21 protein-coding genes, 1 pseudogene and 1 riboswitch are annotated in these 18,611 nt (G+C 71.2%); of the genes and pseudogenes, 16 read left to right on the forward strand and 6 right to left on the reverse strand.

Translation table 11 applies throughout. The features are described 5' to 3' along the window. Positions 1–42 precede the first annotated feature (42 nt). From pdhA to ACH4J0_RS09760, 4 genes are all read left to right on the forward strand, one after another. Positions 43–1,182, forward strand: a complete 1,140-nt coding sequence (gene pdhA / locus ACH4J0_RS09745; RefSeq protein WP_396238019.1) for a pyruvate dehydrogenase (acetyl-transferring) E1 component subunit alpha — start codon at positions 43–45, stop codon at positions 1,180–1,182. Beyond that, a complete protein-coding gene (locus tag ACH4J0_RS09750) occupies positions 1,182–2,177 on the forward strand; it encodes an alpha-ketoacid dehydrogenase subunit beta (protein ID WP_396238021.1) in 996 nt (331 codons plus the stop codon). The genes pdhA and ACH4J0_RS09750 overlap by 1 nt, the downstream gene beginning before the upstream one ends. 5 nt (positions 2,178–2,182) lie before the next feature. Beyond that, positions 2,183–3,517: a dihydrolipoamide acetyltransferase family protein gene (locus tag ACH4J0_RS09755; RefSeq protein WP_396238281.1), complete on the forward strand. Its 1,335-nt coding sequence runs from the start codon at positions 2,183–2,185 to the stop codon at positions 3,515–3,517. Positions 3,518–3,750: 233 nt separating this feature from the next. Continuing rightward, the gene (locus ACH4J0_RS09760) at positions 3,751–5,373 is read left to right on the forward strand and encodes a globin domain-containing protein (RefSeq protein WP_396238023.1); all 1,623 of its coding nucleotides are present in this window, start codon (positions 3,751–3,753) and stop codon (positions 5,371–5,373) included. On the opposite strand, the gene ACH4J0_RS09765 is transcribed toward ACH4J0_RS09760, so the two are convergent. Continuing rightward, on the reverse strand, positions 5,374–5,943 hold the full coding sequence (locus tag ACH4J0_RS09765; RefSeq protein ID WP_396238025.1) for an NUDIX domain-containing protein: 570 nt from the start codon (positions 5,941–5,943) through the stop codon (positions 5,374–5,376). 241 nt (positions 5,944–6,184) lie between these two features. Here ACH4J0_RS09765 and ACH4J0_RS09770 point away from each other — a divergent pair, with 241 nt between their 5' ends. Then, positions 6,185–6,607 carry an SsgA family sporulation/cell division regulator gene (locus tag ACH4J0_RS09770; protein WP_396238027.1) on the forward strand — a complete coding sequence of 141 codons (423 nt, stop codon included), beginning with the start codon at positions 6,185–6,187 and terminating at the stop codon, positions 6,605–6,607. A 94-nt stretch (positions 6,608–6,701) separates the two neighbouring features. Here ACH4J0_RS09770 and ACH4J0_RS09775 read toward each other — a convergent pair whose 3' ends face one another. Further along, positions 6,702–7,082, reverse strand: a complete 381-nt coding sequence (locus ACH4J0_RS09775; RefSeq protein WP_396238029.1) for a phage holin family protein — start codon at positions 7,080–7,082, stop codon at positions 6,702–6,704. A 132-nt stretch (positions 7,083–7,214) separates the two neighbouring features. Here ACH4J0_RS09775 and ACH4J0_RS09780 point away from each other — a divergent pair, with 132 nt between their 5' ends. After that, positions 7,215–7,532, forward strand: a complete 318-nt coding sequence (locus tag ACH4J0_RS09780) for a cupin domain-containing protein (RefSeq protein ID WP_396238031.1) — start codon at positions 7,215–7,217, stop codon at positions 7,530–7,532. A gap of 34 nt (positions 7,533–7,566) precedes the next feature. Continuing rightward, positions 7,567–8,235 (forward strand): thiaminase II, encoded by a 669-nt coding sequence (gene tenA, locus ACH4J0_RS09785; RefSeq protein ID WP_396238033.1) that lies wholly within the window; start codon positions 7,567–7,569, stop codon positions 8,233–8,235. Between the two features lie 63 nt (positions 8,236–8,298). On the opposite strand, the gene ACH4J0_RS09790 is transcribed toward tenA, so the two are convergent. Continuing rightward, positions 8,299–9,582, reverse strand: coding sequence for a hypothetical protein (locus ACH4J0_RS09790; RefSeq protein ID WP_396238035.1), 1,284 nt, complete (start codon positions 9,580–9,582; stop codon positions 8,299–8,301). A 265-nt stretch (positions 9,583–9,847) separates the two neighbouring features. On the opposite strand from ACH4J0_RS09790, the gene ACH4J0_RS09795 reads away from it, so the two are divergent. The 6 genes from ACH4J0_RS09795 (at position 9,848) to ACH4J0_RS09820 (ending at position 13,875) form a co-directional block, all read left to right on the forward strand. Beyond that, the gene (locus ACH4J0_RS09795; protein WP_188305823.1) at positions 9,848–10,048 is read left to right on the forward strand and encodes a DUF5326 family protein; all 201 of its coding nucleotides are present in this window, start codon (positions 9,848–9,850) and stop codon (positions 10,046–10,048) included. A 165-nt stretch (positions 10,049–10,213) separates the two neighbouring features. After that, a riboswitch (TPP riboswitch) is annotated at positions 10,214–10,349 on the forward strand. After that, entirely contained in the window at positions 10,344–12,152 is a 1,809-nt protein-coding gene (gene thiC, locus ACH4J0_RS09800) for a phosphomethylpyrimidine synthase ThiC (RefSeq protein WP_396238037.1), read from the forward strand. Its footprint overlaps the riboswitch before it by 6 nt. 119 nt (positions 12,153–12,271) lie before the next feature. Then, the gene (locus ACH4J0_RS09805; RefSeq protein ID WP_396238039.1) at positions 12,272–12,784 is read left to right on the forward strand and encodes a hypothetical protein; all 513 of its coding nucleotides are present in this window, start codon (positions 12,272–12,274) and stop codon (positions 12,782–12,784) included. A 62-nt stretch (positions 12,785–12,846) separates the two neighbouring features. Continuing rightward, positions 12,847–12,993: a hypothetical protein gene (locus tag ACH4J0_RS09810; RefSeq protein ID WP_396238041.1), complete on the forward strand. Its 147-nt coding sequence runs from the start codon at positions 12,847–12,849 to the stop codon at positions 12,991–12,993. Positions 12,994–13,100: 107 nt separating this feature from the next. Beyond that, positions 13,101–13,646: a Uma2 family endonuclease gene (locus ACH4J0_RS09815; RefSeq protein ID WP_396238043.1), complete on the forward strand. Its 546-nt coding sequence runs from the start codon at positions 13,101–13,103 to the stop codon at positions 13,644–13,646. Between the two features lie 79 nt (positions 13,647–13,725). After that, positions 13,726–13,875 (forward strand): thiamine biosynthesis protein ThiC, encoded by a 150-nt coding sequence (locus tag ACH4J0_RS09820; protein WP_396238045.1) that lies wholly within the window; start codon positions 13,726–13,728, stop codon positions 13,873–13,875. Between the two features lie 60 nt (positions 13,876–13,935). Here the strand turns inward: ACH4J0_RS09820 and ACH4J0_RS09825 are convergent, their stop codons facing one another. Beyond that, complete coding sequence (locus ACH4J0_RS09825) at positions 13,936–14,382, reverse strand: SRPBCC family protein (RefSeq protein WP_396238047.1); 447 nt, start codon at positions 14,380–14,382, stop codon at positions 13,936–13,938. A 17-nt stretch (positions 14,383–14,399) separates the two neighbouring features. Then, on the reverse strand, positions 14,400–14,756 hold the full coding sequence (locus ACH4J0_RS09830; protein WP_030557138.1) for a VOC family protein: 357 nt from the start codon (positions 14,754–14,756) through the stop codon (positions 14,400–14,402). 113 nt (positions 14,757–14,869) lie between these two features. Between ACH4J0_RS09830 and ACH4J0_RS09835 the strand changes: the two genes are divergently transcribed. Further along, a complete protein-coding gene (locus ACH4J0_RS09835; protein ID WP_396238049.1) occupies positions 14,870–15,694 on the forward strand; it encodes a helix-turn-helix domain-containing protein in 825 nt (274 codons plus the stop codon). Between the two features lie 344 nt (positions 15,695–16,038). Here the strand turns inward: ACH4J0_RS09835 and ACH4J0_RS09840 are convergent, their stop codons facing one another. Further along, the gene (locus ACH4J0_RS09840) at positions 16,039–17,205 is read right to left on the reverse strand and encodes an MFS transporter (protein WP_396238051.1); all 1,167 of its coding nucleotides are present in this window, start codon (positions 17,203–17,205) and stop codon (positions 16,039–16,041) included. A gap of 112 nt (positions 17,206–17,317) precedes the next feature. Here ACH4J0_RS09840 and ACH4J0_RS09845 point away from each other — a divergent pair, with 112 nt between their 5' ends. Together ACH4J0_RS09845 and ACH4J0_RS09850 are read left to right on the forward strand one after the other, a co-directional pair. Further along, complete coding sequence (locus tag ACH4J0_RS09845; RefSeq protein ID WP_396238053.1) at positions 17,318–18,319, forward strand: DUF5937 family protein; 1,002 nt, start codon at positions 17,318–17,320, stop codon at positions 18,317–18,319. Continuing rightward, positions 18,301–18,483: pseudogene (locus tag ACH4J0_RS09850) on the forward strand (phosphomethylpyrimidine synthase ThiC); the annotation flags it as partial. The gene ACH4J0_RS09845 and the pseudogene ACH4J0_RS09850, both read left to right, overlap by 19 nt. Positions 18,484–18,611: the final 128 nt, after the last annotated feature.

Genomic DNA, 18,611 nt, shown 5'->3' on the forward strand with positions numbered 1-18,611 from the left:
CAATCGGTAGGGAGCCCCCGCCCCCCATGGAGGTGCCCCGAGATGACCGTTCTCGACCACAGACACCACACGGGCGTGCCCGGGTGGATACCCGGAGCGACCGCTCCGCGCACCGATCCGGCTCCCCTCCTCCCGGACGTCTCCCCCGTCCGGGTGCTCGGCACCCCCGCGCTGGAGAAGCAGGACCCGGCGCTGCTGCGCGAGCTCTACCGGCGACTCGTCGTCGGCCGGCGCTACAACCAGCAGGCGACCACCCTGACCAAGCAGGGCCGCCTCGCCGTCTACCCGGCCTCCACCGGCCAGGAGGCCTGCCAGATCGCCGCCGCCCTGGTGCTCGGCGAGGACGACTGGCTGTTCCCCAGCTACCGCGACACCCTCGCCGTGGTCTCCCGCGGCGTCGACCCGCTGGAAGCGCTGACCCTGCTGCGCGGGAACGCCCACACCGGCTACGACCCGCGCGCCAGCCGCACCGCCCCGCTCTGCACCCCCCTCGGCACCCAGGCCCCGCACGCCGTCGGACTGGCGCACGCCGCCCGGCTGCGCGGCGAGCCGGTGGTCGCGCTGGCCCTGCTCGGCGACGGCGGCACCAGCGAGGGCGACTTCCACGAGGCGCTGAACTTCGCCGCCGTGCTCCGGGCTCCCGTGGTCTTCCTGGTGCAGAACAACGGCTACGCGATCTCCGTCCCGCTCAGCGCCCAGTCCGCCGCGCCCAGCCTGGCCCACAAGGCCGTCGGCTACGGCATGCCCGGCCGGCTGGTGGACGGCAACGACGCGCCCGCCCTGCACTCCGTCCTCACCGAGGCCGTCGAGCGCGCCCGGGCCGGCGGGGGCCCGACCCTGATCGAGGCGCTGACCTACCGGATCGAGGCCCACACCAACGCCGACGACGCCACCCGCTACCGCACCCAACCCGAGGTCGACGCCTGGCGGGAGCACGACCCGATCCTGCTGATGGACCGCGCGCTGCGCGAACTGGACCTGCTGGACGACGGGTTGGTGCAGGACGCGGCGGACGAGGCGGAGGCCCTGGCGGCCCGGATGCGGGCCGAGTTCCACGCCGACCCGGAGCTCGACCCGATGGCGCTGTTCGCCCACGTCTACGCCGAGCCCACCCCCCAACTGCGCGAACAGGCCGCCCAGTTGTCCGCCGAGCTGGCCGCCGAGGCCGAGGTGCAGCACTGATGTCGACGGCTGTCTCTTCCCGTACCGCCTCGATGGCGCAGGCGCTCAACTCCGCCCTGCGGGACTCCCTGCGCGAGGACCCGACGGTCCACGTGCTCGGCGAGGACGTCGGCGCGCTCGGCGGCGTCTTCCGGATCACCGACGGACTCGCCGCCGAGTTCGGTCCCGACCGCTGCCTGGACACCCCGCTGGCCGAGGCCGGCATCCTGGGCACCGCGATCGGCATGGCGATGTACGGGCTGCGCCCGGTGGTCGAGATGCAGTTCGACGCCTTCGCCTACCCCGCGCTGGAACAGCTGTTCTCGCACGTCGCCAAGATGCGCAACCGCACGGCGGGCAAGCTCCCGCTGCCGATCACCGTGCGGATCCCGTACGGCGGCGGCATCGGCGGCGTCGAGCACCACAGCGACGCGTCCGAGGCGTACTACACCAGCACCCCCGGCCTGCACGTCGTCACCCCGGGGACGGTCGCCGACGCGTACGGGCTGCTGCGCGCCTCGATCGCCTCCGACGACCCGGTGGTCTTCCTGGAGCCCAAGCGGCTCTACTGGGGCAAGGCCGGGTTCGACCCGGCGGCGCCGGTCGAGCCGATCGGCCGGGCCGTGCTGCGGCGCACCGGCACCTCGGCGGTCCTGATCACCTACGGTCCCTCGCTGCCGGTCTGCCTGGAGGCGGCCGAGGCGGCGCAGGCCGAGGGCTGGGACCTCGCCGTGCTGGACCTGCGCACCCTGGTGCCCTTCGACGACGAGACGGTCACCCGGGTGGTGCGCTCGATCGGCCGGGCCGTGGTGGTGCACGAGGCCAGCGGCTTCGGCGGCACCGGCGCGGAGATCGCCGCCAGGGTCACCGAGCGCTGCTTCCACCACCTGGCCGCGCCCGTGCTGCGGGTGACCGGCTTCGACATCCCGTACCCGCCGCCGATGCTGGAGCACCACCACCTGCCCGGGGTGGACCGGATCCTGGACGCGGTCGCCCGGCTGCAGTGGGAGGACTGAGGATGATGCCCGTCGTACGGGAGTTCCGGCTGCCCGACCTCGGTGAGGGGCTCACCGGGGCGGAGGTGGTGCGCTGGATGGTCGAGGTGGGCGAGGTGATCGCGGTCGACCAGCCGGTGGTGGAGGTCGAGACGGCCAAGGCCGTGGTGGAGGTGCCCTGCCCGTACGGCGGGGTGGTCACCGCTCGGTACGGTGCGGAGGGCGAGGAGATCGCCGTGGGCGCGCCGTTGGTCACGGTCGCGGTGGCTTCGGCGGGGGGTGGGGCGGAGGACGTGACTGTCGCTGCTTCTGCTCCTTCTGCTTCGGCTGCTTCGTCGGCTGAGGTCGAGCGGCCGTTGGTGGGGTACGGGGTCGCCGAGAGCAGGGGGGCGCGGCGGCGTCGGGTGGGTGCGGCGGCGGTTGCTGCTTCTCCTGCTCCTGCTCCTGCTCCGGTTGCGGTCGCGGCTCCTGCGGCTCCTGCTGAGCCGCTTGCTCCGGTCGTGGTGCCGGTGATCTCGCCGTTGGTGCGGCGGTTGGCCCGGGAGCAGGGGGTCGATCTGACCTCGCTCGCCGGCAGCGGGCCGGACGGGCTGATCATGCGGGTGGACGTCGAGCGGGCGGTCGCCGCCAAGGTCGCCGCTCCGGCGGTCGCCGCGCCCGTGGCGGCAGCGCGGGACGGCGTCGTCCCGCTGCGCGGGCTGCGCAAGGCGGTGGCGGAGAAGCTCAGCCGCAGCCACCGGGAGATCCCCGCCGCGACCTGCTGGGTGGACGCGGACGCCACCGAACTGATGGCGCTGCGGCGGCAGTTGAACGCCACGTCGGGTCCCAAGGTGAGCGTGCTGGCGCTGCTGGCCCGGATCTGCACGGTCGCGCTGGCGCGCTTCCCGGATCTGAACTCCAGTGTGACCGAGGACGGTTCGGGCATCATCCGGCACTCGGCGGTGCACCTGGGCTTCGCCGCGCAGGGCGAACGCGGACTGGTCGTCCCGGTGGTCCGGGACGCGCATGCCCGCAGCACCGAGCAACTCGGTGAGGAGCTGGGCCGGTTGACCGAGTCGGCGCGCAACGGTTCGCTCACCCCGGCCGAACTGACCGGCGGCACCTTCACCTTGAACAACTACGGGGTGTTCGGTGTGGACGGGTCCACCCCGATCCTCAACCACCCCGAGGCGGCGATGCTCGGTGTCGGCCGGATCGTGGCCAAACCCTGGGTGCACGACGGGGAGTTGGCGGTGCGCGAGGTGACGCAGCTGTCGTTCACCTTCGACCACCGGGTCTGCGACGGGGGGACGGCGGGTGGATTCCTGCGCTTCGTGGCGGACTGCGTCGAGCAGCCGGGGATGCTGCTGCGGCAGCTGTGAACCAGCCGTACTGAGCAGGGCGGGGTCGCCCTGGGTGTGCTGCTCGGCACTCAGGGCGACCACCGGTCGAGCGAGAGTAGCGCGTTCCCGGGCCGGGTGTCCGGGCTTCGCGTGATTTGTCGGATGAGCTTTTCGGGCGTGCCACGCTGCCTAGGCGTCAGCAGAGACAAGCCAGGTGGTGGCGCAGGCCGGCCGGAGGCGAAACGATTCTCTTGGGTACTCGAAACGCAGCGGTGAAGTCCCGCAGAAAACTCCTCATCCGCACCGGGCACGGCTCGGCGGGGGCCGCCTCCGTCCCGGGGCTGCCGGAGGCACAGGCGTCCGGACCGGTGGCGGTGCCCGGACCGGTGGCCACCACGGTCGAACCGGTGGCGGTCCCCGAGGCGGAGCCCGTACGGCTGTCGGTGCCGCCGGTGCCGGCGGTTCCGCCGCAGCCCGCCCAACCGCCGGCCGTCCCCGCGCCCAGCTACCCCGAGCCGCCCTCGACCACCGGCACCGCGCCCGCCTTCCGGCCCCTGTTCGCCGACGCGCCCGGCCTCAACTGGTCCGGTGCAGGGGACCGTTGGAGCGTCGCGTGGGCGGCGCAGCCCTCCGCCCCGCAGCCCTCCGCCCCGCAGCTCCCGGCCGCACTCCCCCCGGCGGTCCGCCCGGCCGCGCTCCCGGTCGCCTGCCCGGCCGCGCCCCCGGTCGCCGTTTCGAGCGGCGACGGGCCCGAACTTCCGCTCTCCGCACGGGACATCGAGCTGATCCGGGCCAGCCTCGCCGTCGTCGAGCCGGTCGCCGACCGGGCCACCGCGCACTTCTACGCCCTGCTCTTCCTCCGGCACCCCGAGATCCGCGCGCTCTTCCCCGCCGCCATGGACGTCCAGCGCGACCGGCTGTTCCGTACCCTGCTCGCCACCGCCCGGGGCGCCGAGGACCCGGAGGCGCTGCGCACCCGGATGAGCGCGCTCGGCCGCGGCCACCGCCGCTACGGTGCCCTCACCGGCCACTACGCCCCGGTGGGGGAGTGCCTGGTGCAGGCACTGGCCCGGTACGCGGGCAGCCGCTGGGACGCCGACACCGAACTGGCCTGGCGCCGCGCCTACCGGCTGATCTCCAGCATCATGATCGAGGCCGCCGAGGAGGCCGCCCGCACCTCGCCGCCCTGGTGGCGGGGCGAGGTGGTCCGGCACGAGCGCCGCACCCGGGACGTCGCGGTGCTCACCGTCCGCCCCGACCAGGCCTACCCGTTCCGGGCCGGTCAGTACTGCAGCCTGGAGACGCCCTGGTGGCCACGGGTCTGGCGGCACTACTCCTTCGCCTCCGCGCCCCGCCCGGACGGGCTGCTGACCTTCCACGTCAAGGCCGTCCAGGCGGGCTGGGTGAGCAACGCGCTGGTGCACCGGGCCGCCCCCGGGGACGTGCTGCGGCTGGGCCCGGCGGCCGGTGCGATGACCGTCGACCACTCCGCCGGCGCCGACCTGCTCTGCCTCGGCGGCGGCACCGGCATCGCGCCGATCCGTGCCCTGGTCGAGGAGGCGGCGGAGCACGGCGGGCCCGGCCGCAGCGTCGAGGTGTTCTACGGGGCCCGCCACGCCGCCGAGTTGTACGAGCTGGACGCGCTGCGCGACCTGGCGGCCCGCCTGCCCCGGCTGACCGTACGGCCGGTGCTGTCCGGCACCGGCCCGGCCAACGGCGCGCTGACCGGCGAACTTCCTGAGGTGGTGAGCCGGTTCGGCCCGTGGGACGGCCGGGAGGCGGTGCTCAGCGGGCCGCCCGCGATGGTCCGGCGCGGGATCGGGGTGCTGCTGCGGGCGGGCCTGCCGGCCGAGCGGATCCGGCACGACCTGGTGGGCGAACCGGCCTCCCGGTGATCAGCCGAGATCGGGTGCGAGGAGCGCGCGGATGCCCTCGATGTTGGCCGCCAGGTACGCCCGCAGCCGCGGTGGGACGACGTTCACCGAGGTCACTCCCTCTCGGGTGAACGGCAGCCGGACCACCTGGTACTCGCCGTTCGGGTCCGTCACCTCGGGGCCGTGCCGACGGCTGAGGTCCATGGAAGCGAGCCGGCAGACGAAGAAGTGCTGCACCTTGACCCCGTGCGGGTGCAGCAGGGTGCCGTCGTCGACGGGGGTCCCCCCGGCCGGAGGCTGGGGGAGGGTGTGGCTGATGGTGTCGACGAAGGCTGGCACCACGTCCACGATCTTGCCGCCGAGCTCCTCGTCCACCTCGCGGTGCAACGCCTCGACGACCGTGCGGTCCTCCCGCTCGACCCCGCCGCCCGGGGTGATCCAGTACGGGTGCGGCGCTCCGGGCCGCACCCGCCGGATCAGCACGATCGAGGCCGGGCCGTACGGGTCGTCCGGGTCCAGCTCCAGCAGGATCGCCCGCGCGGTCCGTTTGACCACCGGTCGCGGCGACGGCGTTCGGTTGTCGGGGCCCATGGCGACCTCCGGGGCTGGAGCGTTGTGCGGGAGTCTCCCTCGCCGGGCGGAGGTCGAAACGCCGAATCGGTGATCTTCCTCGTTCACCGGGGGAAAGAGAACATCTTGTCCGCTACGCCCTCAGACGTGGACGATGAGGACCGTACGTGGACCACTCGCCCAAAACCGTCGAAAGCATGTTCGGCCGCAGGCGGAACCCTCAGCCCACCCCGAGGCCGGGCAGGAGAGAGGCACTGGCGCCATGCAGCACAGCACAGTCCAGGGACACCTGGTGATGGACCTCGTGGTCTCGCCCGAGCTGTCCTTCGGCATCGCGGCGGACCTGTCGTACGAGGCCGGGGACCCGTACGCGGTCCGCTTCGCCTTCCACCTGCCCGGCGACGCCCCGGTCACCTGGGTCTTCGCGCGCGAACTGCTGCGGGACGGCCTCAGCGGCCCGTCCGGCGAGGGCGACGTGCGCATCCGCCCGCTCGGCGCGGAGTCCTCGCAGGTCCGGATCGCCCTGCACACACCCAACGGGGAGGCCGTGCTGCACGCCCCGGCCGCGCCGCTGGTCGCCTTCCTGGCGCGCACCGACCGACTGGTGCCGATGGGGCGGGAAGTCGCCGGGCGGGAGCTCGACGCCCACCTCGCGGACATCCTCCGAGGGTGCGGCGCGGGGTGAGCCGACGGGGAACGGCGAAGGGGCCGGTACCCGGTGGACCACCCGGGCACGGGCCCCTTCCGCGCCGTCGTGTGCGACGCCCCGCACGGCGCGGTCAGTCGTCGTCCAGGGCCAGGTGCAGACCCCAGGCGACCAGGCTGATGATCAGTGAACCCACCAGCGCGGCACCGAAGTCGACCACGTGGAAGTCCAGCTCCAGCCTGGTGGACGCCCAGGAGGTGAGCAGCAGCATCAGGGCGTTGATCACGAAGGTGATCAGGCCCAGCGTCAGGATGAACAGCGGGAACGAGAACAGCTTCACCACCGGCTTGATCAGCCAGTTGATGAGGCCGAAGACCACGGCCACGCCGAGCACCGTCAGGGCCTTGTGCGGCCAGTCGGCCTTGCCCTCGGCCAGTTGGATGCCGCTGACGATCCAGGCGGCGATCCAGATGGCCGCCGCGTTGATCAGTGTTTTGATGACGAAACCCTTCATGCCGCCCAAGCCTGGCAGGCGCCCCGCCCCCGGGGGAAGCTCCCGCCGGACGACTTGGTGTTGAATGCCCCTGGTCCGTGCGGTGGACGGGACGGACGTGACGGACGGGACGGGCGGAGGAGGACGGCAGCGGTGAAGGTGTTCCGGCTGGACGAACTGGACGCTGAGCGGGCGGCCAACGACGGTGCGTACCTGCGGTTCCTGCGGGAACCACGGATGTCCGCCGGCCTTTACGCGCTCTCCCCAGGCGACACCGACACCCAGACCGCGCACGACCAGGACGAGATCTACCAGGTGATCAGCGGCCGGGCCGAGCTGACCGTCGGTGCCGAGACCGTGACCGTCGGGCGCGGCAGCGTGGTGTACGTCCCGGCCGGCACCCCGCACCGGTTCCACCGCATCACCGAGGAACTGCGGGTGCTGGTGGTGTTCTCGCCGCCGGAGGACTGAGGGCCCGGGCCGGACCCGTCATAGGGTCGTTCGCATGACCCGTAGCCTCACCGACGAGCTCTGGGCGTCGATCGAGCCGATCTACGCCGAGATCCTCGCCCACCCCTTCATCGGCGGTCTCACCGACGGCACCCTGCCGCGCGGGGCCTTCCGCCACTTCGTCGTCCAGGACTCCCACTACCTGCGCGACTACGCCCGGGCACTCGCCGTCTGCGCCGCCAAGGCGCCCGGCGAGGAGGACGTCCGGGCCTTCGCCGACGACGCGGTCGGCGCGCTGGCCGCGGAGCAGGGCATGCACGCCGAGTTCCTGACCGCCTTCGGCGGCACCGCCGAGGAGGCCGCCGCCGAACCGGTGCTGCCGACCACCCGGGCCTACACCAGCTACCTGCTGGCCACCGTCTACGGCGGGTCCTTCGCCGAGGCGCTCGGCGCGGTGCTGCCCTGCTACTGGATCTACGCCCGGGTCGGCGAGGCGCTGCTCGCCCAGGGCTCCCCCGACCCGCTGTACGCCAAGTGGATCGCCACCTACGGCGACGAGGCCTTCCAGTCCGTGGTGCGCCGGGTGCTGGCGCTCACCGACCGGCTCGGCGAGGAGCTGTCGGCGGCCGAACGTCGCCGGGTGGTCGAGCACTTCAGGACGACGTCGCGCTACGAGTGGATGTTCTGGGACGCCGCCTGGCGCGGGGAGCGCTGGCCGGTCTGACGGCCGCCGCGCCGGGGCCCGCCGTCCGGGGGTGTTCGGACGGCGGGCCCTGACGCGGTTCGCTCAGCTGGTGGTGAAGTAGCCGGTCAGGTCGGTGATGACGTCCACCGGGCCGCCGTGGTTGTGGATCGAGTAGGTGCCGTCCGCGGCCACTCCGGTGGTCGCGGAGTTGGCGACGGTCAGGCCGGGGTCGACGTTGAGGGTGGAGGTGTCGGGGACGGTGCTCCCGCCCGGGAAGACCGTGAGGTGCCCGGGGGCGGAGACATCGGTGACGGTCGTGTTGGCCTCGACCGCGGTGACGTCCGGGGTGGAGCCGTCCGACGCGACCGCCGGGACCCGCTCGGTCGAGTACGCCGCCAGCGGCGACCCGGTGACGCGGGTGTCGGAGGTCCGGACGGGCGTCTTGAGGGCGCGGAACAGGCTGGTGCCCGAGGGGCCGTAGTAGCCGACGAGGTCGACGATCACGTCGACCGAGCCGACGTGGTTGTAGATGTCGACCGTCCCGTTGGCGCCGACCGGTACCACCACCTGGTTCGGAACCGTCCGGCCCGCAGCGAAGTTGACGTCGGAGCCCTGGTACGGGCGGCCCGCCGGCCCGTCCGGGTAGACGGTCAGGAAGCTGTCCGCGGTGGGGTCGGTGGCCGTGACGTTGAGGACCACCGCGCGGGCGTCGGCCGTGCCCAGCTCGGGCTCGGCGACCTTGATCGTCCGGACCGATCCGTAGCCGAGCGGGCCGGTGCCGTCGGTGCGGCTGTCGGCGAGGCGGGTCGGGGTCAGCGCGGTGTGCCGGTCGGTGGCGGCCGGGCGGTAGTAGCCGACGACGTCGAGGATCACGTCGGTGGTCCCGGCACTGTTGAAGACGGTGACGGTCGGGTCGGTGCCAGGGGTGACCGCGACCGTGACCAGGTTGGAGACCGTCCGGCCCGGCGCGAAGTCGAGGCTGGAGGTGGCCGGGAGGCTGCCGGGCGCCCCCGGGGCGGCGCTGAGCGAGAGGTAGCCGTTCGCGGTCGGATCGGTCGCGGTCACGTTGACCACCACGGCCGTGGCGTCGGCGGGCACCACCGGGTAGGTGGTGGGCGGCATGTGCGAGCTGAAGGCGACGAGCGGGGTCGTGTAGTACTCCTGGGCGGCGAGCGGGCGGGAAGTGCCGTTCGGGACGGTGTACGGGTCGCGGGTGTCCAGGACTCGGGTCGGGCTCATTCCGACGAAGCCGCCGGCGGCGGTGACGTCGTCGGCCCAGGCCGTCGACGCGGCCGGGGCGGCGAGGGCCGGGGCGGCGGTCAGGGTCGGGCCGCTCAGGCTGAGGGCGGTGAGGACGGTCAGGGTGGTGGCGCTGCGAACACGCATGTCTGGTCCCCCTGGTAAGGCTGTCGTACAGGGCTGTTCCGGAGAGTCCGGTACCTGTTGGACACCTGGGCCCGGGCTGGGTTGTAGTGCCGGCGGAAGGTTTTTCGGGGATCTCCCCGGGGGTCGGGATCGGGGTGATCTCGGGGTTCTCTCCGGGCCGTTGGCCCTCGTACCGCCGCTCGTGCCCCCGTACGATCGAAGCATCGAAAGCAAGCGGGATGCGGCACCGGACGGCAGCCGGCCCGAGGGGAGAAGAGGAACCGACATGGCTGAGCTCTGGAAGTCGCTGCCCTCCTGGGTGCGCAACATCGTCATCCCGGTGCTGGTCCTGGTGCTGGCCTGGAACATCATCGCCTTCGTGTTCGGCGTGGTCGGCGCCCTGCTGAGCATCGTGATCAAGCTGCTGGTGGTCGTCGGCATCGCGGCGGCCGTGGTGATCCTGGTGAAGAAGGCCGCCAAGAGCTGACCCCGCTCCGCCCGCCGCGCGGAGCACCTCCGGAGGCCCGGCACCCCGTCCGCGGGGGCCGGGCCTCGGCCTTCGCACCGACTTCGCGTGGCGGCTCCGTTCGGGGACCGTCTGGACCTGCGGCGATCGGCTCGCTACCGTGTTGGCGTCATGTGCAGGCAACACCGCCTGCGACGCGGGAGCTCGGAGCACCGGGCTGAGAGGGCGCTGACCGGGACGTCGACGGACGGACCGACGGCTGCGTCGACCGCAGGAACCTGGACCGGGTAATGCCGGCGTAGGGAGTAGAGGTCAGATGACCACGTTCGAAGCACAGCCGCAGTCTGCCCAGAGCGCCCCCAGCAGCGAGCGCACCGGCTATCCCACGCCGGCCTGGCGCAAGGCGTACCGCGACGGATCCCGCCCCGACCTGCGGGTCCCGTACCGCGAGGTGCAGCTCACCAACGGCCGGACCGTCCCGCTGTACGACACCTCCGGCCCGTACACCGACCCCGGCTACGAGCCCGACGTGCGGCGCGGCCTGCCCGCCCTGCGCGACCCCTGGATCCGCCAGCGCGGGGACGTCGAGGAGTACGACGGCCGCGAGGCGCGCCCCGAGGACGACGGGATCAAGCACACCTCGCCGCGCGGCGGCAACCTGCGCAACCTGGACGCCGTCTTCCCCGGCCGCCCGCGCCGCCCGCTGCGCGGCCGCGGTGGCGCCGCCGTCACTCAACTCGCTTACGCCAAGCGCGGTGTGGTGACGCCGGAGATGGAGTTCGTGGCGCTGCGCGAAGGCCTGGAGCCCGAGTTCGTGCGCGCGGAGGTGGCCCGCGGCCGGGCCGTCATCCCGGTCAACGTGAACCACCCCGAGGTGGAACCGGCCGTCATCGGCACCAACTTCCTGGTGAAGATCAACGCCAACATCGGCAACTCCGCCGTCACCTCCTCGATCGAGGAGGAGGTGGAGAAGATGACCTGGGCCACCCGCTGGGGCGCCGACACCGTCATGGACCTCTCCACCGGCCGCAACATCCACACCACCCGCGAGTGGATCCTGCGCAACTCCCCCGTGCCGATCGGCACCGTGCCGCTGTACCAGGCCCTGGAGAAGGTCGACGGCAAGGCCGAGGAGCTGAGCTGGGAGGTCTACCGGGACACCGTCATCGAGCAGTGCGAGCAGGGCGTCGACTACATGACCGTCCACGCCGGCGTGCTGCTGCGGTACGTCCCGCTGACCGCGCGCCGCAAGACCGGCATCGTCTCGCGCGGCGGCTCCATCATGGCCGCGTGGTGCCTGGCGCACCACCAGGAGAACTTCCTCTACACCAACTTCGAGGAACTCTGCTCCATCCTGGCCTCCTACGACGTCACCTTCTCGCTGGGTGACGGCCTGCGCCCGGGCTCCATCGCGGACGCCAACGACGAGGCGCAGTTCGCCGAGCTCCAGACCCTCGGCGAGCTCGGCCGGATCGCCCGCGAGCACGACGTCCAGGTGATGATCGAGGGCCCGGGCCACGTCCCGATGAACAAGATCAAGGAGAACATGGATCTCCAGAAGGAGATCTGCGACGAGGCGCCGTTCTACACCCTCGGCCCCCTCACCACCGACGTCGCCCCCGGCTACGACCACATCACCTCGGGCATCGGCGCCGCGATGATCGCCTGGTGGGGCACCGCGATGCTCTGCTACGTCACGCCCAAGGAGCACCTGGGCCTGCCCAACCGGGACGACGTCAAGACCGGCGTGATCACCTACAAGATCGCCGCCCACGCCGCCGACCTCGCCAAGGGCCACCCCGGCGCCCAGGCCTGGGACGACGCCCTCTCCGACGCCCGCTTCGAGTTCCGCTGGGAGGACCAGTTCAACCTGGCCCTCGACCCGGAGACCGCCCGTGACTTCCACGACGAGACCCTCCCCGCCGAACCCGCCAAGACGGCCCACTTCTGCTCGATGTGCGGCCCGAAGTTCTGCTCGATGAAGATCAGCAAAAGCATCACAGAGCTGTACGGCGACAAGTCCGTGAACACCGAGTACGACGCCGAAGCCCTGGCTGGCATGCAGGCCAAGTCCGAGGAGTTCGCCGAGCAGGGCAACCGGGTCTATCTCCCGCTCGCCGACTGACGCCACTGCCCACGGGGTCAGGTGCTGGGGAGCGAAAGGGCTCCCCAGCACCTGGCCTAGCCTGATCATTCGGCACTCTGGATGATCAGCATGGGGCGGTGGGTGTGAGTACGGGGACCGTGAAGCCGGACAGCGAGCGGGCGCAGTGGACGGCTGAGCCTTATGTCGGGGTGGGGCCGCTGAGGTTCGGGATGAGTCCCGAGCAGGTGTCCGGCGCCCTCGGCGGCGTTGTGGCGAGCCTCCAGGAGAGGATTCCGTGGGGCAACACGATCACCGCCATCGACGGGTACACCGGGTTGGGCTTGCGGGCCTACTTCGCGGATTGTGCGCGGCTGGCCGGCGTCTCGGTTGATGCCCTCTGTGGGCCTCAGGTCCGGGTGGCGGGCATGCCGGTGGTCGGGCACGCTCCATCTGAGGTGGAGCAGTGGATCATCGAGCGGGCAGAGCGGCGTGAGCCGTTCACGGAACTGTTCTACATGCCCGCCGGCGATCCCGGCTCGCAGACCCTCGGGCTGGTGGCGTGCTCCCAGCGGGCGGGAGACATCCTCCTCACGAGGCCGGTGTTCCTGGCCGCCGAATGGGATGACGATGCCTACCACCGTCTGCCGTCGTCCGAGTGGTCGGCCTTCTGAGGTCGCCCCTCACATCCGTTCCAGCCGGTGAATGTGGCGGTTTCGGGCCGAAGTTGACGTCGATGAAGATCAGCAAATCCATCAATGAGAAATTCGGCAACGGCGCCTCCTCCCCGGAGTACGACGAGGAGGCCGTCGAGGGCATGAAGGCCATGTCCGAGGAGTTCAAGGCCCAGGGCAACAAGGTCTACCTGCCGATGGCCGACTGACGCGGGACTGACGACGACGCTGTCCCGCAATGCCGAAGAGGCCGTCGCGGGGCAGCGTCTCGTCGGCTGCCGGTAGCGTGGTGCTGGGCCATACCTCAGGAGGACAGATGAACCCCGAGCACCTCGCCTTGATCGAGGAGTTCCGCAGGTCAGCTCCGGCGAACTTCAAGATCGAGTTCTCTGGTGACATCGTCATCATGCAGGCGTCGCCCTCGGCGATCCACGAGCGGAACCTCTCCGTTGTGCGCCGACAGTTCGAGGCGCACGCTCCGGCCGGATACCTCTCCACGGGGAACATGGATCTGGCCTCGCCTCAGGTCTCGAAGCTGCGAAACCCCGACCTCACGTATCTCCCCGAAGATGCCATGACGAGCACGGAGAACAAGGTCCCGGCCGAGCTGGCCCTGATCGCGGTTGAGATCGTCTCGCCGTCGAACCCGGAGAACGATTGGGTCGGCAAGCTCCGTGACTATCCGCTGATGCAGATTCCGCTCTACCTGTTGGTGGACGCCGCGCAGAAGACCGTCACGCTCTTCAGTGAGCCCGAGGCCGGTCGCTATCGCATGAGGGAGGATGCCGATTTCGGGGAGGCCATCCACATCCCCGAGCCGTTCGGCTTCACCCTCGACACCACGGTTCTGCTCCCGTACTGACGGTCCAGCCTGGTCCGGTGGCCGCGCCGGCGTGGTTGGCCGGCGTGAATGTGCTGGTTCCGGGTTGAAGCTCTGCTCGATGGAGATCAGCAAAAGCATCACAGAGCTGTACGGCGACAAGGCGGTCGTGACCAGCGACGTTGACGCCGAGGCGCTGGAAGGCATGAAGGTGAAGTCCGAGGAGTTCAAGGCCCAGGGCAACCTGCTCCACCTCCCGCTCGCCGACTGATGCGCGCTGAGCGCCGTCCCGAAAATCTTCTCGACTTCGGGGCGGCGCTCAGTCGTCTCGTCATCGGGGTCGGGGCGGTGTGCGTGCCGGTTCACGCTTGGGCGTCGTCGAGGCTTCCAGTGTGCGGCGGATGACCGCCGAGCCGTGTTCGACGAACTCGGCGATCGGCGCGGCGAGAGTGTCGGGGAGGACATCGGTGTGCCACACGAATCTCGTCCGGCCTTCGGCTTCCGGAAGGGCCTGCATGGAGGCGTGGTGGTGGGACGGATGGAGGCTCCCACCGACGACGGTGTAGGCGACCCGCTTCGTCTCGTGATCGAGGTCGACGAGTCTTTCGAGGACGATCGTGCCGTCGGCGAACGTCACGGTGCGGGTGTCCGAGCTCAGGCGGGTGTCGATGACGAACCCCGGCGCAAGCCGCTCGTGCACCGCGCCGTAGTCGCTGAGCACAGCCCATACCGCTTCGGGAAGGGCGTCGATGACGAATTCCTTGTGGACGGAGGCCATTGGCGATCAACTCCCGGTCAGGCCGAAGTGAGGCAGAACAGGTGTCCTTCGGGGTCAGCCAGAACGGTCCACTGGTCCTCCCCGGGCTGGAACTCGGGCTTGGTCGCTCCCGCCGAGAGCAGTTCCTTGACCGTTGCCTCCGGGTCGGAGGCCTTGAAGTCGAGGTGGGCGTGCTTGGCGCTGTCGGGCCAGCCCGGCCCCCTGTAGCCGGCAACCCGCTGGAAGGCCAGCCGGATCGGGCCCTGGCCCAGGTAGACGAAGTCGTCGTCGGCCTGCGCGACGTCCCAGCCGGTGACCTTCCGGTAGAACTCGGCGAGGGCCCGGGGATCGGCACTGTCGATGGTGATCGCGGTGAGCTCCGCGTGGACGGCCATTGATGGCTCCCTTCGTGTCATCAGGTGACCTCAAGCATCCGGGGCGATGGCACCGACGGTCTTGAAGATCCTTGCGGGCCGTTCTGTCGTACCCGGCGCGTACTGTCCGGAGCATGCTGTCCGCGTCGACCCTTGCTGCCCGGCCTGAGTTCACCGTGGCGGCCGTTGGCTGCCGGTCGGACCACACCCGATGGTCGGAGCCGGAGGCCCGCGACGATCACCGCTTGGTGCTGGTACGACGTGGCAGGTTTCGGCGGTGGGCCGACGGAACCGATGCCGATCTGGACCCGACCATGGCGTACCTCGGCGTGCCGGGCGAGGAAGAGCGCTTCGCGCACCCGGCTGGGGGCGACGTCTGCACGTCGGTCAGCTTCAAGCCGTCCCTCCTGGGACGTCCGCTGGCTGCGGCGACGGTGTACGTGGATGCGCGCGTCGATCTCGCCCACCGTCGCCTGTTGGGCGCCACAGGAACCGACGACCTCGACTATGCGCTGACGGAGGAGCTGCTTCGCCTTGTCGCGGCGGCGGCCGGCGGGCTGCCCTTACGTCCGGTGTCGGCCGATCGGACTCTGGCCGCTGCGGCGCGTCAGGCGATCACCGAAGGGGCTTCGGAGGCCGCAGGACTCTGCTCACTGGCCGCGCTGTTGAAAGTGTCGCCCTACCGACTGAGCCGGGTGTTCTCGCGAGAGACGGGCGTCTCGCTGACCCGCTACCGCAACCGCGTGCGCGTCTCCCAGGCCATGGACCAACTCGCCGAGGGCGAAGCAAGTCTCGCCGACCTGGCCGCACGGCTTGGCTTCGCCGACCAGGCTCATCTGACCCGCACCGTCCGCGAGCACGTGGGGCACACTCCCACCGTGTTGCGCCGACTGCTTGCCCCCGGTTCGCGTGCGTCGCGGGCGGCCAGGAGCCGATCGGATGTGCTGGTTCCGGGCTGAAGTTGTCCTCGATGAAGATCAGCAAATCCATCAATGAGAAATTCGGCAACGGCGCCTCCTCCCCGGAGTACGACGAGGAGGCCGTCGAGGGCATGCAGGCCATGTCCGAGGAGTTCAAGGCCCCAGGGCAACAAGGTCTACCTGCCGATGGCGGACTGACGCCCGCACCCGGAGTGCCGCCCCGATCGCTTCGGGGCGGCACTCTCGCGTGCTCGCCCGCTCACCGCAGGGCGCCGGGGCCGGGCAATTCGCGCTGGGTTCGCAGCGGTGAGAAGAAGACCGGTACCCAGACCGTGGCAAGTCCTGCCGCAGCGACCCACAGGACGGTGCGAACGGAGGCGAGTTCACCAAGCAGGCCGGCCAGGGCCCCACCGAGCGCGAGGGAGCCGGTCAGCAGGACCCGCATGGTGGCGTTCATCCGGCCGAGCAAGTGGTCCGGTGTCACGCTCTGGCGGAAGCTGACCTTGATCACGTTGTCGATGCCGACCTTGCAGGTGGTGATCAGCCAGGCCGCAGCCGCGAGCCAGAGTGCCGGGCCGCGATCGGCCAGCGCCAGTAGGACACCGAACGGCGCGACGGCCAGGCCCATCAGCCCACAGCACCCGCCCGGCGCCGAGCCGGCGGGCCAGCCAGCGGGCCGAGACCGATCCGACGAACACCCCGAGGCCGCCGACTGCGAAGAACAGACCGATGACGCCGTCGGAGAGGCCGAGTTCACGGGCGAACAGCACCGGCAGCATGGTTTGGCACAGTTGGATCGACAGGTTGGTGCATGCTCCGGCGAGGGCGACGGCCCGCAGGGTCGGATGGCCGAATACGAAGCGCAGTCCTTCGCGGATCTCGCCACTGAGGCGTGTGTCGTGCCGGTGCTGCGGCCGCGGCTCCGCCTGGCGGATACGCCGCAGGAGGGCTGCCGACCACAGGTAGCTGACCGCGTCGACCACGATCGCAGCCGGGGCGGACAACAGCGCCATCAGGAAGCCGCCCGCGCTGCGCCCGCCGATCTGGGTGAGGGCGTCCACGGTCACCAGGTGGGCGTTGGCCTGGGTGAGCTGGTCCCGGCCGACCAGTTCGGGTAGTTGGCTCAGTGTGGCCACGTCGAAGAAGACCGTGGCCGCGCCCGCGAGCAGGACCACCAGGTAGAGCTGTTGGATCGTCAGACAGCCGAGCAGCCAGGCGGCCGGCACAGACCCGAAGAGCACGGCCCTGAACAGGTCCGCCGCGATCATCACCGGTCGCTTCCGGATCCGGTCCACCCACGCTCCGGCCGGAAGGCCGATCAGCAGGAAGGCGAGGGTGCTCAACGTTGCCAGGATGCCGACCTGCCCGGCTGAGCTGTGCAGGGCCATGACGGCGGTCAGCGGTATCGCCAGGGAGCTCACTGCGGTGCCGAGCTTGCTTACTGCGGTGGCGCCGACGAGCAGGCGGAAACCAGGGTTGCGAAGGGCCGAGGGATGCGGATCGAGGGTGGGCGCTGTGCCCGGACCGTGGGCGAGATCAGTGCTGGTCATGGAGCGAGGTTCCTGCCGTGCCGGGCCGGTCGGCGAGGAATTTAGGCTGTACTGAATCCTGACCCGTCGGCCGCGAGGTCCTCCGCCGCAGAAGGGCTGCACCGTGCTGGACATGGCGTTCTCCGTCCGCGACCTGGCCCGCACGAGGTTCGCCCTGTCGCCGCTGTGGGAGGTGGTCGCCAGTGTCAGGGTGTTGAAGCGCCCGGCCGAGCACCCGCTGTACCGCTCATGGAGTGACGAGGTCCGTCGCCGGTTGGCCGCCTCGGGGCTGGACTGGCGTCTGCTCGCCGATCTGGTCCCGGAACCGCCCCGCGCGATACCGGTCTTCGTGGCGCCGCCACCGACAACCTCGGTCGCCGATCTGGGACTTGAGCTGACCGTGCTGCGCGCGACGCCGTCCGATCAGGTGCGCTCCGGCCTCAGCGGCCCGCGCGCGCCGCGTTCCGAGCGGATCGATCGGCTGCGCAACGATCCGCGCCGTGGTCTCGCGGAGCTCGCCGAACTCGTGGCGGCCTACTGGGAGATCGCCCTCGCGCCGTACTGGCCCCGGATGCGCTCACTCCTGGAGGGTGACGTGCTGCACCGGGCCAGGTTGTTCGCCGAGCACGGAGCGGACCAGTTGCTGGGCGACCTGGGGTCCGGCGTGACCTGGGACGAGGACACCCTGTACGTCGGGCACCACTATGCCCATGGCAGTCGGCAACTCGGCGGGCGCGGTCTGTTGCTGGTTCCGTCGGTGTTCGTCTGGCCCCGGGTCTTTTCCGTCATCACCCCGAACTGGCAACCCACCTTGCGCTATCCACCACGCGGCGTGGCCACGCTCTGGGAACGGCGGTCCGCCCTCCCGCAGGCTCTGGCAGCCGTCATCGGCCGGTCCCGGGCCCGCCTGCTGGCCGAACTCGACACGCCCGCCCCGACGATCGACCTGGCCCGCCGCACAGGGATCACCACCGGCGGAGTCTCCCAACACCTGACCGCCCTCCGCGCCGCCGGCCTGGTCGACGCCCACCGCAGCGGCCGGTACGTGCTGTACGTCCGCACCGGGGCGGCGGAAGTCCTGCTCGCCGCTGCGGATGCACGGCATGACGAGACGGATGTGCTGCCTTCAGGCTGAAACTCTGCTCGATGAAGATCTCCCAGGAGATCCGCGACGAGCACGGCGACGGCTCCACGGCCGTCTCCGGCGACTTCGACGCCGAGGCCCTGGCCGGCATGGCCGAGAAGTCCGCCGAGTTCGCCGCCCAGGGCAACCGGGTCTACCTCCCGCTGGCCGACTGACCTCGGAGAGGCTGTGGGGGGGGGGGCGGGCCCCCCGCCCCCCCCCCCCCCCCGGGGGCCCCGGGGGGGGGGGGGGGGCCCGGGGGGGGGGGCCCCCCCCCCCCCCCCCCCCGGGGGGGGGGGCCCGG

It is taken from the genome of Kitasatospora sp. NPDC017646 (assembly GCF_044329365.1).
Taxonomy (GTDB): Bacteria; Actinomycetota; Actinomycetes; order Streptomycetales; family Streptomycetaceae; genus Kitasatospora.

What these genes read in the sequence shown, in the direction of transcription:
- ACH4J0_RS09840 (WP_396238051.1), bottom strand. Translation starts at nt 17,205, where the DNA reads ATGACCAGCACTGATCTCGCCCACGGTCCGGGCACAGCGCCCACCCTC.
- ACH4J0_RS09820 (WP_396238045.1), top strand. Translation starts at nt 13,726, where the DNA reads ATGGAGATCAGCAAAAGCATCACAGAGCTGTACGGCGACAAGGCGGTC.
- ACH4J0_RS09790 (WP_396238035.1), bottom strand. Translation starts at nt 9,582, where the DNA reads ATGCGTGTTCGCAGCGCCACCACCCTGACCGTCCTCACCGCCCTCAGC.
- ACH4J0_RS09825 (WP_396238047.1), bottom strand. Translation starts at nt 14,382, where the DNA reads ATGGCCTCCGTCCACAAGGAATTCGTCATCGACGCCCTTCCCGAAGCG.
- pdhA (WP_396238019.1), top strand. Translation starts at nt 43, where the DNA reads ATGACCGTTCTCGACCACAGACACCACACGGGCGTGCCCGGGTGGATA.
- ACH4J0_RS09765 (WP_396238025.1), bottom strand. Translation starts at nt 5,943, where the DNA reads ATGGGCCCCGACAACCGAACGCCGTCGCCGCGACCGGTGGTCAAACGG.
- tenA (WP_396238033.1), top strand. Translation starts at nt 7,567, where the DNA reads ATGACCCGTAGCCTCACCGACGAGCTCTGGGCGTCGATCGAGCCGATC.
- thiC (WP_396238037.1), top strand. Translation starts at nt 10,344, where the DNA reads ATGACCACGTTCGAAGCACAGCCGCAGTCTGCCCAGAGCGCCCCCAGC.
- ACH4J0_RS09835 (WP_396238049.1), top strand. Translation starts at nt 14,870, where the DNA reads ATGCTGTCCGCGTCGACCCTTGCTGCCCGGCCTGAGTTCACCGTGGCG.
- ACH4J0_RS09845 (WP_396238053.1), top strand. Translation starts at nt 17,318, where the DNA reads ATGGCGTTCTCCGTCCGCGACCTGGCCCGCACGAGGTTCGCCCTGTCG.
- ACH4J0_RS09750 (WP_396238021.1), top strand. Translation starts at nt 1,182, where the DNA reads ATGTCGACGGCTGTCTCTTCCCGTACCGCCTCGATGGCGCAGGCGCTC.
- ACH4J0_RS09810 (WP_396238041.1), top strand. Translation starts at nt 12,847, where the DNA reads ATGAAGATCAGCAAATCCATCAATGAGAAATTCGGCAACGGCGCCTCC.
- ACH4J0_RS09770 (WP_396238027.1), top strand. Translation starts at nt 6,185, where the DNA reads ATGCAGCACAGCACAGTCCAGGGACACCTGGTGATGGACCTCGTGGTC.
- ACH4J0_RS09755 (WP_396238281.1), top strand. Translation starts at nt 2,183, where the DNA reads ATGCCCGTCGTACGGGAGTTCCGGCTGCCCGACCTCGGTGAGGGGCTC.
- ACH4J0_RS09815 (WP_396238043.1), top strand. Translation starts at nt 13,101, where the DNA reads ATGAACCCCGAGCACCTCGCCTTGATCGAGGAGTTCCGCAGGTCAGCT.
- ACH4J0_RS09830 (WP_030557138.1), bottom strand. Translation starts at nt 14,756, where the DNA reads ATGGCCGTCCACGCGGAGCTCACCGCGATCACCATCGACAGTGCCGAT.
- ACH4J0_RS09775 (WP_396238029.1), bottom strand. Translation starts at nt 7,082, where the DNA reads ATGAAGGGTTTCGTCATCAAAACACTGATCAACGCGGCGGCCATCTGG.
- ACH4J0_RS09795 (WP_188305823.1), top strand. Translation starts at nt 9,848, where the DNA reads ATGGCTGAGCTCTGGAAGTCGCTGCCCTCCTGGGTGCGCAACATCGTC.